Annotated in this window: 16 protein-coding genes; 1 reads left to right on the top strand and 15 read right to left on the bottom strand. The window is 32.2% G+C overall.

Annotated elements, in window-relative coordinates:
* Window positions 1-105: 105 nt before the first annotated feature.
* The 6 genes from tuf to rpsO all read right to left on the bottom strand — a co-directional run bounded on the left by tuf (window position 106) and on the right by rpsO (window position 6,695).
* The gene (tuf, locus tag AC1RPU_RS05255) at window positions 106-1,293 is read right to left on the bottom strand and encodes an elongation factor Tu (RefSeq protein WP_409022410.1); all 1,188 of its coding nucleotides are present in this window, start codon (window positions 1,291-1,293) and stop codon (window positions 106-108) included.
* A gap of 315 nt (window positions 1,294-1,608) precedes the next feature.
* On the bottom strand, window positions 1,609-2,529 hold the full coding sequence (locus AC1RPU_RS05260) for a hypothetical protein (protein ID WP_481761712.1): 921 nt from the start codon (window positions 2,527-2,529) through the stop codon (window positions 1,609-1,611).
* Window positions 2,530-2,587: 58 nt separating this feature from the next.
* Complete coding sequence (locus AC1RPU_RS05265; RefSeq protein ID WP_409022408.1) at window positions 2,588-4,315, bottom strand: ribonuclease J; 1,728 nt, start codon at window positions 4,313-4,315, stop codon at window positions 2,588-2,590.
* A gap of 20 nt (window positions 4,316-4,335) precedes the next feature.
* The gene (gene dapA / locus AC1RPU_RS05270; RefSeq protein WP_481761711.1) at window positions 4,336-5,205 is read right to left on the bottom strand and encodes a 4-hydroxy-tetrahydrodipicolinate synthase; all 870 of its coding nucleotides are present in this window, start codon (window positions 5,203-5,205) and stop codon (window positions 4,336-4,338) included.
* Between the two features lie 23 nt (window positions 5,206-5,228).
* Window positions 5,229-6,278 (bottom strand): aspartate-semialdehyde dehydrogenase, encoded by a 1,050-nt coding sequence (locus AC1RPU_RS05275; protein ID WP_481761710.1) that lies wholly within the window; start codon window positions 6,276-6,278, stop codon window positions 5,229-5,231.
* Between the two features lie 147 nt (window positions 6,279-6,425).
* Window positions 6,426-6,695, bottom strand: coding sequence for a 30S ribosomal protein S15 (gene rpsO / locus AC1RPU_RS05280; protein ID WP_409022405.1), 270 nt, complete (start codon window positions 6,693-6,695; stop codon window positions 6,426-6,428).
* A 281-nt stretch (window positions 6,696-6,976) separates the two neighbouring features.
* Between rpsO and rpsT the strand changes: the two genes are divergently transcribed.
* A complete protein-coding gene (gene rpsT, locus AC1RPU_RS05285) occupies window positions 6,977-7,231 on the top strand; it encodes a 30S ribosomal protein S20 (protein ID WP_409022404.1) in 255 nt (84 codons plus the stop codon).
* A gap of 51 nt (window positions 7,232-7,282) precedes the next feature.
* Here the strand turns inward: rpsT and holA are convergent, their stop codons facing one another.
* The 9 genes from holA to typA form a co-directional block, all read right to left on the bottom strand.
* Window positions 7,283-8,308 carry a DNA polymerase III subunit delta gene (holA, locus tag AC1RPU_RS05290; RefSeq protein WP_481761709.1) on the bottom strand — a complete coding sequence of 342 codons (1,026 nt, stop codon included), beginning with the start codon at window positions 8,306-8,308 and terminating at the stop codon, window positions 7,283-7,285.
* Between the two features lie 5 nt (window positions 8,309-8,313).
* Window positions 8,314-10,332, bottom strand: a complete 2,019-nt coding sequence (locus AC1RPU_RS05295) for a DNA internalization-related competence protein ComEC/Rec2 (protein WP_481761708.1) — start codon at window positions 10,330-10,332, stop codon at window positions 8,314-8,316.
* A 251-nt stretch (window positions 10,333-10,583) separates the two neighbouring features.
* Window positions 10,584-11,063 (bottom strand): ComE operon protein 2, encoded by a 480-nt coding sequence (locus tag AC1RPU_RS05300; protein ID WP_409022402.1) that lies wholly within the window; start codon window positions 11,061-11,063, stop codon window positions 10,584-10,586.
* Window positions 11,064-11,122: 59 nt separating this feature from the next.
* The gene (locus tag AC1RPU_RS05305) at window positions 11,123-11,728 is read right to left on the bottom strand and encodes a helix-hairpin-helix domain-containing protein (protein ID WP_481761707.1); all 606 of its coding nucleotides are present in this window, start codon (window positions 11,726-11,728) and stop codon (window positions 11,123-11,125) included.
* A 190-nt stretch (window positions 11,729-11,918) separates the two neighbouring features.
* Window positions 11,919-12,416, bottom strand: coding sequence for a pantetheine-phosphate adenylyltransferase (gene coaD / locus AC1RPU_RS05310; RefSeq protein ID WP_481761706.1), 498 nt, complete (start codon window positions 12,414-12,416; stop codon window positions 11,919-11,921).
* Window position 12,417: 1 nt separating this feature from the next.
* Complete coding sequence (rsmD, locus tag AC1RPU_RS05315; protein ID WP_481761705.1) at window positions 12,418-12,969, bottom strand: 16S rRNA (guanine(966)-N(2))-methyltransferase RsmD; 552 nt, start codon at window positions 12,967-12,969, stop codon at window positions 12,418-12,420.
* A 5-nt stretch (window positions 12,970-12,974) separates the two neighbouring features.
* Entirely contained in the window at window positions 12,975-13,301 is a 327-nt protein-coding gene (locus AC1RPU_RS05320; protein WP_481761704.1) for a YlbG family protein, read from the bottom strand.
* An 18-nt stretch (window positions 13,302-13,319) separates the two neighbouring features.
* A complete protein-coding gene (locus tag AC1RPU_RS05325) occupies window positions 13,320-14,498 on the bottom strand; it encodes an FtsW/RodA/SpoVE family cell cycle protein (RefSeq protein WP_481761703.1) in 1,179 nt (392 codons plus the stop codon).
* A gap of 397 nt (window positions 14,499-14,895) precedes the next feature.
* The gene (gene typA, locus AC1RPU_RS05330; RefSeq protein WP_481761702.1) at window positions 14,896-16,743 is read right to left on the bottom strand and encodes a translational GTPase TypA; all 1,848 of its coding nucleotides are present in this window, start codon (window positions 16,741-16,743) and stop codon (window positions 14,896-14,898) included.
* Window positions 16,744-16,888: the final 145 nt, after the last annotated feature.

Consider the following 16,888-nt stretch of genomic DNA (forward strand, 5'->3'; position numbering starts at 1 on the left):
ATATACTTGTCTATTTTACCGTATCATTACTAGATTGTAAATGGTTATAAAAAAAAATTCGAAAAGCAAAAGCTTTCCGAATTTCTTTTTTTAATTAATTAAAAATTAATCATCAATTTCTGAAACGACTCCGGCACCAACAGTACGGCCACCTTCACGAACAGTAAATTTAAGACCTTTTTCAATAGCAACTGGGGCGATTAATGATACTGTAAATGTAACGTTATCACCAGGCATAACCATTTCTACACCTTCTGGTAATTCAATAACACCAGTAACATCAGTTGTATGGAAGAAGAATTGAGGACGGTAGTTTGAGAAGAATGGAGTATGACGTCCACCTTCTTCCTTAGAAAGGATATAAACTTCGCCTTTGAATAATTTGTGAGTTTTGATTGAACCAGGTTGTGCAAGAACTTGTCCACGTTCGATTTGTTCGCGATCAACACCACGGAGTAAAGCACCAACGTTATCGCCGGCTTCACCTTCGTCAAGTGTTTTACGGAACATTTCGATACCTGTAACTGTTGTTTTAAGAACATCTTCATGTAAACCAACAATTTCAATATCGTCTCCGACTTTAACTGTACCACGATCGATACGACCTGAAGCAACAGTTCCACGACCAGTAATTGTAAATACATCTTCAACTGGCATTAAGAATGGTTGGTCTGTAGGACGAACTGGTGTTGGGATGTATGAATCAACAGTATCCATTAATAATTCAACTTGTTTTACAGCTTCTGGATCGCCTTCAAGGGCTTTAAGAGCTGAACCACGGATAACAGGAATATCATCGCCTGGGAAATCATATTCGCTTAATAATTCACGAACTTCCATTTCTACAAGGTCTAATAATTCTTCATCATCAACCAAATCAGTTTTGTTTAAGAACACGATAAGGTAATCAACACCAACTTGGCGAGCAAGTAAGATATGTTCACGTGTTTGAGGCATAGGGCCATCAGTTGCGGCTACAACTAAGATAGCACCATCCATTTGTGCAGCACCAGTGATCATGTTTTTAACGTAATCAGCATGTCCTGGAGCATCGATATGTGCGTAATGACGTGCAGCTGTTTCGTATTCAACATGGGCAGTATTGATAGTAATACCACGTTCACGTTCTTCAGGTGCAGCATCGATTGAAGCGAAATCTGCTGCTTCACCGAAACCGTTGTCTGATAATACTTTACTAATTGCAGCTGTTAAAGTTGTCTTCCCATGATCGACATGTCCAATAGTACCAATATTAACATGGGGTTTTGTTCGTTCGTAATGTTCTTTTGCCATGAATAAGAGCCTCCTAGTGTTTTTGTAAGAATAAAACAGTTTTAGAAAATCTAACCCTGATGATTCTTTGTTTTTATTATACTACTTCTTTATTTAATAACAAAATACATTATCATCAAATAAAGAAGAATCCTTAAAATATTATATAGACTGTTTAGAGTTTTGTAAATACCTATTTAAAGAATACTGAAACTTTTTATCTCGTCTTAAAATAACCTGGTTAAATCTACGCTCATACAACTAAATCTAAGTGAAATTTTGGATTCTTTATTAGAATATCATAGATTACTGTAAACGGCTAGCTTTACCTAATCATTAATTCATAATTTCAGTTAATTCTTTCGAAAGTAATGCATTTAATTCAACCATATACGTTAAATTTTCAGTCCTTTTAAAAGTGGATTCCATACCTAACTCACTTTTTACTAATTCAATCCATTCTTTCTCAATACCCAAAAAATCACTTGCAAAAGGATAAATCATCCCCAATTTTAAATTTAACATATGATTTAAAGAATTATTCATTTGTACATCAATAGTTCCCTCATCATTTTTTGTTAATTGATTAATTGTCAGTAATACAGGTTCATTTTCATTTGCAACTAATTTTTTTACGTCAATTTTTTTCTGAGTTCCATCAACCCATAAATAGTTTATTATTTCAATATTATTAGGTATCTTTTGTACCTCTTGCAATAGACTTGATTTTATAATTGGATGTACGTCTTTATCCATAAATATTTTTTGACAAGCATCTAAGAATTCATTTTTAGGTAGTACCAGTCCACTTTGAACAATTTGTTGCTGTCCAAAAAAGTCCACTGAACCTAAGTGTGCAAATTGACGTTCATTTTGTCTAAGTTGTTTATCGAATTTTTCACGGCATTCATTTTCAGCATCCAAAACTAGTGATGTGGCAAAAGGTTGCTCTTTAACCAATTGCCAAGCTCGAATAAATTTATTGTTTTTTAACAGTATATTTAAATAAACTGCAAATTGATCCCCACGTTTTAAGTAATCGCTATAAAATTCGTCAGCGATAATTAACGCTTCTTGAAATTGAGCATCCAAAACTAGAGAATTAACCAATAATTTATTATTTTTAAAACTACGATGACCATCATAATTTTTTGTGAATAATTGTGATGCTAGTTGATAATTTTTGTCACTTACAGCCTTTTTTGCTAACTGATAATTTTGTTTCTCTTGGTCGGGAAACGGAATAATTTCTGCCATAATATCCTCTATTTATTCTAAAAAAAGGGATAACAACATTTGTGTTATCCCTTTTTGATTATTTTTCGTTATTTTTTGTTTCCGCCGGTTTAACTTCTTTAGACTTTGTTGATTTTCTATGATACTGATTAATTTCCATAATAACAGGTAAAATAACTGGACGTCGTTTTGTTTGTTCATATAGGAAATGACTCATTTTTTCACGAACATCTTGTTTTAAATGTCCCCAATCAAATTCTTTATTGTTCAAATTATCTTGTACTGTTTCTGACACAATTTCAGCACTCTTTTCAATTAAATCAAGGCTCGTTTTTGTATAAACAAATCCTCTTGATGTAATTTTAGGCTTGTTTATGATTTTTTTCTTTTTACGATCAATTGTGACGACTGCAATAAAAATACCATCTTCAGAAAGTATTTTACGATCTCTCAGTACAATATTTCCAATATCACCAACACCAATACCATCAATCATGGTATTTCCTGCTTCAACTTGCGATCCTAAATTCATTTTTCCTTCAGAATAACTTAAAACATCACCCTTACCAGTAATAAAGATATGATCATATGGCATTCCTAATGTATGTGCTAAATCAGCATGTGCCGCAAGTAATCGATATTCACCTTGAATTGGAACCAGGTATTTTGGTTTCATTAAATTGATCATTAGTTGTAAATCATTTTGACCAGCATGACCTGAAGAATTTAATTCATCAGAAATTGCTTTCACATCAGCTCCTGCTCGGTAAATGAGATCTCTTGTCTTTGCCACATTAGTTTCCATAGCTTTTGACGTTGTTGTCGTAATGAAAACAAGATCTCCTTCATGAATATTAACAGTTGAATGTTGATTTAAAGCCATTCGCTGTAATGATTTTAAAGGTTCACCCATTTTACCTGTTTCCAATATAATTAGTTGATCATCGTCATATTTGCTAATATCACTCATTGGAACAATTAAATTTTCATCAGGAAGAACTAATTTCTTCAAATCCATAGCTGTTTTAACGATTTTTTCAACATCGTGTCCTGTTAATATAACCTTTCGATGACTTTCCTTTGCAGCATTTAGTATCTGTTGTACTCGTAATATATTTGATGCCACACAGGCAACAATAATACGACCTTTTTGATATTCAAATGTTTCATTAATGTATTCGTCAATTGCACTTTCATTGACTGTTGGGAATGGGTTCTCAGCATTAGCTGAATCACTTAATAACGCTAAAACACCATTCTTACCAATCTCAGCTAAACGTCCAAAATCTGTTTGGTAAACTGGTGCCGCAGCTTGATCGAACTTAAAATCACCTGTATAAACAATCTGCCCTTCATCAGTACCTAAAACGATTCCTAATGATTCAGGAATTGAATGGGTCGTTTTAAAGAATGAAATTGTCGTTTTACCAAAATCAATCTCAGTCTGATCATTAACAACGTGAAAATCAGAAAATTTACTTGCCTTAGGATCATTTTCAATATTAATTTTTGCTAATGCAATTGTTAATTCTGATCCAAAAACAGGCACATCAAATTCACTCACAAAGTATGGTAATGCACCAATTGCATCTGCATGCCCATGTGTTAAGAAAACACCTACAATTCGTTCTTTATTTTCTCTCAAATAACTAAAATCAGGAATTACAATATCAATCCCTAATAAGCCATTTTCTGGATACATTAATCCAGAATCAAAAATAAATAGATCATCATCCACTTCAACGACATACATATTTTTACCATTTTCTCGAACGCCACCAAGTGGAATTATTTTAACTTTACTCATTACTTCACCTCTTACATATTTTATATTTTTAGTATTTTCACTAGTTGATTTATTTCATTGTCAGTTAATGCCTCTATTGGTAAACGACACCCACCTACTAAGATACCCTTGTAATTTAAAGCTGCTTTAGCTGGTCCAGGAGATGGAAGAGAAAAAAGTGCAGCCATTTTTGGCGTCAACTCTCTTTGAATATCTCCTGCAAGCTTAATATTTCCATCTTGTACAGCTTGATACATTTTAGTCATTTCAATACCAAATATATGGCTTGCAACAGAAATAACACCACTTGCTCCTAAGATTTTTGCAGTCAAACTATCCGTATCTTCACCAGTATACACCAAGAAATCATCTGGCGTTTGTTCAACAATACGACTTAAATTTTCACTACCTGTACAATCTTTAATACCAATAATATGATTATTATTAGATAACTTAACAATTGTTTCAACAGTCATAGTTACGCCTGTACGACCCGGAATATTATAAATGAAAATAGGCAATTTCGAAGCATTTGCAACTGCTTCAAAATGAGCAATCATACCTTTTTGATTAGGCTTATTATAGTATGGCACAACAACTAAAGCTGCGTCCACACCAGTAATAGCGGCTACCTCATTGGTAAAATCAATTGTCTCCATAGTATTATTTGATCCTGTACCAGCCATAATTGGAACTCTACCATTAACTATTGCCACTGTTTTTTTAATCAAATTTAATTTTTCAGAATGATTCAACGTAGGCGATTCGCCCGTAGTACCATTAACCAGGATACCTTTTGAACCTGTTAAAATTAAATGTTCAATTAATTTAATTAAGCGATCTTCATCCACTTGATTCTGATCATTAAATGGTGTGACCATAGCTGTCATTATATCTACATTTTCAAACATTCGCTTAATTCACTCCTTTCTTTTTACTTTGGAACTCTTAATAAATCTAATTCATGCAATTTTTCAGCAATTTGAACTGAATTCCATGCAGCACCTTTTAACAAATTATCCGAAACGACCCATAATTGGAAGGCATTATCCTGTTCTAAATCAGCTCTAACACGACCAACAAATGTATCTTTCTTACCAGTGGCATTAATTGCTTGTGGATATATCTGTTGTTCCGGATTATCTTGTAAAACCACACCGGGTGCATCTGCAAGAATATTTTGAATTTGTTTAACAGAAGCATCATGACTTTCAACTTCAAACCAAACAGATTCCGAATGGCTAACAACAACTGGTACACGTACACATGTTGCAGTAACTTGAATATCTTGATTAGACATTATTTTCTTCGTTTCATGAATCATTTTCCATTCTTCATGTGTATAACCTGTGTCTTCAAAAACATCAATTTGTGGTAGTGGATTAAATGCAATTGGATAATGCTTTTTATCACCAGAAGCTGGTAAAATCTTTGCTTCCATCTCTTCGCCATCAAGATAAGCTTGTGTTTCATCTTTTAATTCTTGAATAGCTAAGTTTCCAGCACCACTAACAGCTTGCATTGTTGTAACAACAACCTTCTTTAAACCGTAATTTTTACGAATTGGTTCTAGTGCAACTACCATTTGGATAGTTGAACAATTTGGGTTAGCAATTAGTCCTTTGTGTTCATAAAGTGCCTGTTCATTAACTTCAGGAACTACTAGTGGGACATCAGGATCCATTCTAAACGCACTAGTGTTGTCTACAACAACTGCACCACGTTTAATTGCTTCAGGTGCAAACTTTTTAGATACACTACCGCCAGCAGAAAATAGAGCCAAATCAACATTCTCAAAAGAATCAGATGTTGTTTCTTCTACGATAACATCCTGACCTTTAAATTTTAATACTTGTCCTGCAGAACGTTTAGATGCCAAATATTTAATACTATTGATGGGTAAACTTGTTTCTTCTAGCATTTGAATCATTCGTGTTCCAACAGCGCCTGTAGCACCGACAACCGCAACTCTATATCCGTCCATTGAAAAAAACCTTCTTTTTCTTTATTTGAATCTCAATTATACCATAAAATTTATGAACGTTTTACATTTAACTCACTTATAGTAGACATATCTTAAATTTTAAAAATAAAAAAAGCAAAACTCTTATTAAGAGTTTTGCTTTTAGTTTTAACGACGAAGACCTAAGCGTTGGATCAATTCACGGTAACGTTGAATATCTTTGTTACGTAAATATGCTAAAAGGTTACGACGATGTCCGATTTTCTTCATCAAACCACGTTGTGAAGCGAAATCTTTTTTATGAACGCCGATATGTGCATTCAATTCAACGATATCTGCAGTAAGTACAGCGATTTGTACTTCAGCAGAACCTGTATCGCCTTCTTGACGAGCATATTCGTTCATAATTTCTGTTTTCTTTTCATTTGTAATTGCCATTAGTGTTTCCCACCTTTCTGAATCTAAATGCCTAAAACCGAGTAAGTCGTCGGTGAGACGTCAACAAACTAAGTTAAAGGTTACTTGGAACAAATCTAACCTTACTAAAATTTAGAGTATATTGCAAGTTTTTTATAACTTCTCTTATCTAATTATTACTATCAAGTAAAAATCCTTTACAAGTTTTCATTGCATTAACTAATTTGGTTAGGTATAATAATGGTTGTTGAAATATTTGTTGAGAACCAATAAGGTGATCATGATAAGTGGAGGTGACTTAAATGCCAATTATTCAATCTGCAATTAAACGTGTAAAAACGAATGAAAAAGCAAACGTTAAAAATGCTGCTCAATTAAGCACAATGCGTACTGCTGTAAAGAAGTTTGAACAAGCTAAGACTGCTGGTGCCGATAATGTAGATGCTTTATACAAAGCTGCTATTACTGCAATCGACAAAGCACATTCTAAAGGTTTGATCAAAGAAAACAAAGCTGCTCGTGATAAGTCTCGTATGGCTGCTCGTTACGCTAAATAAGTTTTCAGAAAAATACCCAGTAGATTAATAATCTACTGGGTATTTTTTATTTTATACATCTATACGATTAATTTGAAGCATAAATAATGAGAATAATCCTTCTTGATCTTGTTGTGTCGTCTTCATTGCTTTTTCTAAATCAATTAACGCTAAATAAATTTTCCTCAAATCACTTCTATTAAATTTCTTTATCTTTTGAAGTGCCAACTTAATTCGATAAGGATGCACTTTTAAAACACTAGCTAAATCTCCTTGTGAGTAACCTTTATCTTGCAAAATTTTCACTTGTAATAATAATCTAAATTGTCCCAATAATATTGCATTTATCTTAATTGGCTCTTCATTTTGTAAAATTAAATCATGATACAACGTTACTGATTTTTCAATATTATTTGAAATAACAACATCTACTAAATCAAATATATTTTGTTCTAAAGTTTTAGAAACTAAATTTTCAACAGATGATAATGTAATTCGGTGGGTTTCAAAATTATACAAAAATAACTTTGGCAATTCATTCATGATTGTTGATAATTCTGTATTGGTTCTTTCTAGAAATAATTCCAAAGCGTTTTCATCTATTTCAAATGATTTGTTAGCCATCTCTTGGGCTATAAACTGTCGCGTTGCACGCTCATTTAACGGTTGATTATCAATAACTAGACTAAATTTTTTAAGCATCTTACTAATCTTTTTACGACCATCTAATTCTTTATAAGGCGCAAATATAACTACAATACTTGTTGGTTCCGGATGAGCTAAATAAGATAAAAGACCATCAATATCGTGTTCAATTTTTCTTTTTTTAGTGTCTGACGTTAGAAAAAAAGGATTTTGAATAAAAATTAAGCGCTTATCACCAAAAAAAGGAACAGACATCGCATCATCTAATGCTTTAGCCAACGGAACCTCCTCCATATCATATTTACCTAAATTCATCGTTCTCTCTTCTTCAGGTATCAACTCAGTAAATGCTTTTTTTACATCTTCCATTAAATAAGTCTCATTACCTAAGACAAGATTTACTGGCTTCACATTTTCAAGAGATAACGTTGAAATTATTGCCTGTGAATTCATATTTATCAGCTCTTTTCATTGTTAAAAACTTCTAATTTTTCTTTATAATTTTGAAACTTGCTGATTCTTATCATACCATGCTCTGCTGTACTAACAAACGGTATTCGATATTTTTTCAAAGTATCTAATGTTTCTTGATGTGGGTGGCCATATCTATTATTCTTACCAGCAGAAATCACCGCTAACTTCGGTTTTATTTGATCAATAAATATTGGATCAGTCGCAGTTTTACTGCCATGATGACCTGTTTTAAGAATTGATATTTGTAAATTGGGATATTTTTGAATAACCTTTTTTTCACCAGCTCGGTCCAAATCGCCAGTAATAAGATAGCTATATTTCCCGATTGTTCCAAATAAAACAAGAGAATCTTCGTTTTTTCCTATACCTTGATTAAAAGGATGTAGAATCATCAATTCAGCATCCTGTTTTTTACTATTATCTGTCATAGGTATCACCATTTTAGGCGGTCGAGTAGATTCTATTTTTTTAATGAATTGTGGCAGTTGTTCCATTCCAGATGGAACAATCATTCTATCGACGTCTATTTTGGTTAATATAGACGGAAAATTACCTATATGATCTGCATCTTGATGCGTCAAATATAAATAGTCTATATGACTGATTCCTTTGCTTAATAAATAATTAGTAATAATTTTTTCACCAGAAGTTTGATACTCCTTTCTAGTTCGCCAGCTATCCATCTTAAAATGAACTTTACCGCCTGTATCTACTAATGTAATTTGCCTATTAAACGGCTTTCTTATCAATGTTGAATCCCCTTGACCAATGTCAAAAAAAACGACTTCTTGCCGAATTGGAAAATGGATCCATAGAAATACCATAACATAGAAACTAACTAATATTGCCCATCTTTTAATACACGAAGGATGTAAAAAACATGTTAAGGTGCACATGAAAAATAGCATGCACATATTTAAACTGGGTTTACCAAACGTTATCGTTAATGGTAAACGTGCTAGTTCATCAAAAAAATAAATAAACGTTTTTAATACAGTATTTATCCCATCCATAACAACCTTAAAATGAATCCCAACCATTCCTCCAAAAATTACAATTGGTAGGATTAAGAATTCAAAAATAGGAATAATAAAAATACTAAGTACAATTGATAGAACATTCCACTGATAAACGTTGAAAAAAATAAATGGCAAACTAAATAAGTTTAGCCAAATACCTGATTCAAAAGTACCTTTATTCTCCATAAAGATTAGTAGTAATGACATTAGATAGCTCAACTGACCGCCAAATGTGAACAGTACTTGTGGTTCAATCACCAATCCTATTAACAAAGCGAAACACCAAACCGTAATCCCTTGGACAGGTTTATCAATTAGTTCACAAATAAGTTGAACCATACACATAAAAATTGCACGTCGTAAACTACTAGATTCCCCTGCAATAACTAAATAGCATGGAAGTAAAAAAAGTAATCCTTTGGCTACTGTCTCACGTGGGATTAATAGTCTATTTCCTAACGTTCTTATTAACATCACAAAATAATATACATGTAAACCCGATAAACAGAATAAATGAATTAATCCTAATTGTCTTATAGAGGCTAAATCCTGATTGAATTCCTGAGTCTTATCACCAATTACCAAAGCATTCAAAAATTTATCTAACGGATTGGATAAAGAATTAAAATAACTTTTTAATTCTGCTCGTAATTCATGTAACTTACTTATCACGGATTCAAGCGATAAATTCATGACATTTTTTTCACTATTATTAACTTTTATAATAGTCATACTATTGTAAATTGATTTAGTTCGCATAAAACTTTGATAATCAAACTCGTTTTCATTTGTCGCTGATTTAATTTTTTGTAGCTTAGCATCAACGTTTATAATTTTAGTGTGTTTATTATGTTTAATCTTATTGAGTTCATTTTGTGACTTACAGTTATAAAATCCTCGAATTTTTTGTGAATTAGAAATTATTTGTCCATCAAAACTAACCAAATCACCATTGATTGAATAATCATCAGGGTAAATTTTCACATTAACATTTTGTACCTCTTTTTCAACTACAACTTGCTTCTGGCTTTCCTTCGCATTACTGTAAAAATAAATACCAAAAATTAAAATACAGACACAACAAATATAAAAAGTTATCGAACGTTTTAACGTAATAATTCGTATAAAAATAACGATAGCGAAAATAATCCAAATAGGATTGTAATTTACAACATATAAACTTGTTATTCCAATAACTAACGTCGCAAAAAATAGATCAACTGCTTCAACTGATTTTATTCTGAAAATATTTTATTCAGAACAATTTCTTCAATATAATTTTTATCAACTTTTACTTGCTCAAAAATAACATTATTTCTTTCTAATAGTGATATGGCATAATCATCATTATGATAATTACGTAAATAATATATTTTTTTCACGCCGGATTGAAGTAGCATTTTTGTACACTGTAAACAAGGAAAATCTGTCACATAAATTTCTGAATTATCTGTCGCTGAGCCAAACTTTGCACACTGTAAAACTGCATTCATTTCTGCATGAATCGTTCGTACACAATGTCCGTCTACAAGGTAGCAACCTTCATCTATACAATGTACATCCCCTGAAACAGCGCCGTTATATCCGCCTGCAATAATCCGTTTATCTCTAACAAGTATCGCACCAACAGATAATCTTTCACATGTACTTCTTAATGATAGTAATGCAGCTTGCGTCATAAAATATTGATCCCAAGGAATTCTATTATCAGGCATTTAGGTATTTCCTTCTTTCATTTTTTTATAGTATATCAAAAATAAATCTTTAAAAAAAGTTAGACCGCTAATGAGTCCTTTAGACTTTCATATGTTTTATCACCGATGCCGCCAACTTCTTTTAATTCATCCGTAGTTTTAAACGATTGATGTTCTTCTCTATATTGTAAAATTTGTTCTGCTTTTTTTGGTCCAATTCCAGTCAACCCTTGCAGTTGTTCTTTCGTTGCGGTGTTTAAATTAACCGTTGATTCATCATTCGATTTATCCTGAGTTCCTGTAGTAGACCCTGCATCCATAACAGAAGATCCTTGGGCAGTAGTAGCTGCTACTTTATTTTCTTTTACTTCCCCTTTTGCCGGAACATATATAACCATCTCATCTGTTACTTTTTGAGCTAAATTAATCTGTTTCTGATCAGCGTTAGATAAAAATCCCTCAGCTAAATCGATTACCTGACTAATTCTCATTCCTGTTTTCATTGTGTATATACCTGGTTTTTTTATATTTCCTTTGATATCCACAACGATTTTCCCACCATTTGAGGTTTCTAAATGGCTTGATATATTTTTTTCCGAGCTAGACGACGTACTAGTAATACTATTAACTAACATATCATCTGTTTTGCTACTTTTATGTTGTGTAACTATTGAAAAAATGGTCAATGCTATTACAGATACCACACAAATAATGATAATTTTTCGATATTCAATTCAAATTTTTTTTATTTGATCCATCTTATCCACCTCCCTCTTATATTTAAATACGCAAAAAAACGAATTTCATTTAAAATGAAATTCGTTTTTTTCCTTAAATCATTATCACGTATTTTAATGATGATTCATTTTATTTAAGTTAATCTTCCTTACTAATTACTTCATGACATTTTTTAATCATAGCTACTTTTATATGATTAGGTACCATATTTGAAATATCTCCATCAAATTTAAATATTTCTTTCATTAAACTTGAGGAAATATGTGCGTATTTAGGATTAGCAAGCATCAATACAGTTTCCACTGTTTCATCTAACTCTTTGTTCATCAATGCAATATCTTTTTCATATTCAAAATCCCTATTATTTCTAACACTACGAATAATTATTTTAGCATCTAATTGGTGCATTAAGTTAATCGTTAAATCTGATTCAACACTAACTACTTCTACATTTGCTAATGAAAAGGTAGCTTCACTAATCAAATCTACCTTTTCATCAGCTGTAAACAATGACTTCTTTTTAGTATTAGTCATAACTGCGACAATAACTTTATCAAAAATTTGGCTTGATCGAACAATAATATCTAAGTGTCCATTAGTTAATGGATCGAAACTTCCCGGAAAAACTGCATTCATTTTAGTTCTCCTTTTGATAAATCGTTACCTGTGTAATTCCATAATTTTGTCTCCTAAATAGCCTGAATCCAGAAATATCATCAGGTAAGTTAGCATATTGATCTGTTTCACAAATAATTAAAGCTTGATTATTTAACAACTCGCTGCTATCTATTTTTTTTATCGTATCAATTATTTCTTGGGTCTTATAAGGTGGGTCTAAAAAAACAAGATCAAATGTTTCTTTACCTTTTAATAGTCCAATTGCTTTATCGGCATCTTGCTTATAGACCGTAAACTTATCTTCTTCCTTTGTGATAGCAATATTATCATTAATTGTTTTAATTGCTTGATACTGTCTATCAATTAGAAAAGCATGCGAGATTCCTCTAGAAACAGCTTCGATACTTAACCCTCCGCTACCTGCAAATAAATCTAACGATTTACCGCCATCAAAATAAGGACCAATAATATTAAACACTGATTCCTTAACTTTATCCGTTGTAGGTCTTGTTGCCATACCCGGAACTGCTTTTAATTTTCTTCCGCCATATTCACCTGAAATTATTCTCATATACTTTACTCACTTTTATTTTTAAATTTTTCTTGATCTTCATCTGTTAATTTAAATGCTTTTTCACCCATTCGAGACCCAAAGTCCATATCAATATCAGGGCGATGCGATACTTCTGTCTTTTTAACAAATTTTAAATTTTGAATTTTCTTAATCGTCTCGGGTAGGTCTTCTTGATTCATATAAATGACAACATATTTCATTTTTTTTGAAATATATTGAATAATACCGAATCGTTTCAACTGCTTAATTTGCTTCATATGGTATAAAAACACAATGACACCTTGTCTTTTTTGTATAACTAACTTAGTCCCATTTTCTTCGTCAAGCATTTGATTATGACCCCCTTTTTATTTATTATTTAGTAATTCCTTTTTTCTTAAAGCTGATATATTTAAAACTAAGCCTACACAGAAACTCAAGATAAGCATACTTGATCCGCCATAACTAAGAAATGGAAATGTTACACCTGTTATTGGTAAAACACCTGATATACCACCAACATTAAATACAGTCTGCACTGTCATAAACGTCGCAATTCCATAACAACAAAGTGAATGGAAAGTTTCTTTACTTTTAGAACCAATAAAGATAATTCGTCCAATCATACTGAAAAGTAATATTAAAATAAAAAATACCATCAATAATCCAAGTTCTTCACCTGTAATTGCTAATATAAAATCAGTATACGGTTCTGGTAGATAGCCTCGTTTTTGGATGCTATTTCCTAGTCCTGCACCAAAAATACCACCATTACTTAATGCATAATATGAATTTACCAGCTGTTGTCCAGTTGATTGCTGATATTTAAACGGATCATTGAATCCACTAAATCTTTTAGCCATATATGCTAATGGACCACCAGAATCTGGAGAAACAGATTTTAATTTTGATAATAATATCATTAAAGTACCCATGCCACCAACAGAAATTAAAGAAGTTATTCCAATTGAATACCCACTAGCCAAAATAATGATTAATACTGCACTAAAATTAATAATAAACCCACCCACATCTGGTTCAACCAAAATTAAAATGAGTGGTAAGGCTACTGCAATCGCATAGATAAAACGACGTTTATTTCTACCCTCATAACTTAATTCTTTATTTTCACGGAATGCAACTTGTTGCGCCATAAACAAGACTAAAAAAATCTTGCTGATTTCTGCGGGCTGAATGTTAAAAGAGCCAAAGTTAATCCATCCTGCTGCACCATTAACTGTTTTACCGCTAAGTACTACGTATAAAAGTAGCAGAATGGACACTGCACCAAATAATATTATAAATCCAGAACTTTTAAAAAAATTAACCTTCATTGAATATATAAGGAAAGCAACTAGCAATCCTAAAATGGCAAAAAGCAATTGTTTTTTTAAATATGTCGTTGGATCGCCACCCGCCATTTGAACCTTATATGAACTAGCAGAATAAACCATGACCACACCAATTCCGGATAATATGATATACGGTATAAAAATAAAATAATCAAGATATTGTAATTTTTGTGTTATTCTTTTTAAAATTTGCATTTTTAATCCAACTTATTTCTTCATTTTTTCAAATTTAGTACTAAAGTGTCTATTCGAAGTTACTTCAAGATTCTTTATCTGCTTCTTTTCAGTTTTTTCTTCAAACAGAGCACACTCCAACACAAAATCTACTTCACGAGAAAAACGAACAATTAAGTATCAACTACTTCTTAAAATGTAACATAACCAAGCTAGTAAAATGTATTTCGCTGTTTCCAGATAAATTTATTTATTTTATCTACATTTTCTTGCAAAGTGACCATCACATTTTCTTTAGAAATGTTGTTTTTCATCGATTTTATTCTCTCGTGACTCCTAATAGTATACCATATTACTATTTATCATGATTAAAAAAAAGAGTTGAAAATGAACTTAATCATTTTCAACTCTTTTTAAATTAACCTTTTTTTGAATCTGTTTTATGTTGTTTTTGAGCTTTTTCACGCATATTTGTATCTAAGATACGTTTACGTAAGCGTAAATTATTTGGTGTGATTTCTAATAATTCATCCGTGTTCAAGAATTCCAATGATTCTTCAAGAGTAAGAATAGTTGGTTTCTTGATTGAGGCTGTTTGATCTTTATTAGAAGAACGAACATTACTCATAGCTTTTCCTTTAGTAATATTTACAGAAATATCACGTTCACGGCTACTTTGTCCAACAACCATTCCTTCATAAATATCAGTAGTAGGTGTTACATAAATTGTTCCACGTTCTTCAATACTCATAATTGAATATGTTGTAGCTTTTCCTGAATTAATAGAAACTAATGCGCCATTACGACGACCAGGTTCCCAGTTACGGATAACTGGTTTGTATTCAGAGAAAGTATGATTTAAGATACCGTATCCACGAGTCATTGAAAGGAATTGTGAATCATATCCAATTAAACCACGAGTAGGAGCTGAGAAAGTTAAACGAGTTTGGCCGTTATTACCGGTCTCCATGTTAATCATTTCACCCTTACGTTGAGCCATTGTATCAATAACACCACCAGAATATTCATCAGGTGTATCGATTTGGACGCTTTCAAATGGTTCTTGCATCTTGCCTTCGAATTCACGGTAGATAACTTCTGGACGTGAAACTTGAATTTCATAGTCTTCGCGACGTAAAGTTTCAATTAAGATTGATAAATGTAATTCTCCACGACCTGAAACAACCCAAGCATCTGGAGAATCTGTATCTTCAATTTTCAATGAAACATCAGTATGCAATTGTAATTTAAGACGATCTTCCATCTTTCGAGCAGTAATGTTTTTACCATCTTGTCCAACAAATGGTGAATCATTCGTTCTGAATGTCATTTGTAGTGTAGGTGGATCAATACGCATTAATGGTAATGCTTCTTGATGATCACTTGGTGTTACAGTTTCACCAACGAAGATGTCATCCATCCCTGAAACTGCAATTAAATCACCGGCTTTAGCTTCATTAATTTCAACACGATCTAAACCGAAGAAACCAAAAAGTTTTGAAACACGGAAGTTTTGAACTGAGCCGTCAAGTTTAATAACAGAAACTTGATCACCAACAGCAATTTTTCCACGGAACACACGACCAATACCAACACGACCAACATATTCATTATAATCCAACATTGAAACTTGGAATTGTAATGGTTCGTCACTGTTATCAACTGGTGCAGGAATTGTATTTATAATTGTTTCAAAAACGTCATCCATAGAATGTTTTTGAGTTTCGATATCTGGATCCATACTTGATGTACCATTGTATGCACTAGCATAAATAACAGGGAAATCAAGTTGTGCTTCATCAGCACCTAATTCAATAAACAAATCAAGAACTTCATCAACAACTTCTTGTGGACGAGCACCCATACGATCAATTTTGTTAATAACAACGATTGGTACTAATTGTTGTTCTAAAGCTTTTTTCAAAACAAAACGTGTTTGAGGCATTGTTCCTTCAAAAGCATCAACGACAAGTAAAACACCATCAACCATTTTCATGATACGTTCTACTTCACCACCGAAATCGGCATGTCCAGGTGTATCTAAAATGTTAATTTGTTTGTCGCCAACTCTAACAGCAGTATTTTTTGATAAAATTGTAATACCACGTTCTTTTTCAATATCATTTGTATCCATGGCACGGTCACTAATTTCTGAATGGCCATCCAATGTATCTGATTGTTTTAATAATTCATTAACTAATGTCGTCTTACCGTGATCGACATGGGCGATAATCGCAATGTTACGAATGTCATCTCTTGTTTTCAAGTTTGTTCTTCCTTTCGTTGGAGCCTTAATATTTTTACGAATAATAACTACAGTTCACTATTATAGCAGACAATTAACACACTTACTAAAAGTTTTCATACTTTTTCATAAATAAATCGCATAAAAAAACTGCGACTTGTTAGTC

This window comes from Dellaglioa sp. CoH-55-MRSF-7 (assembly GCF_056782235.1).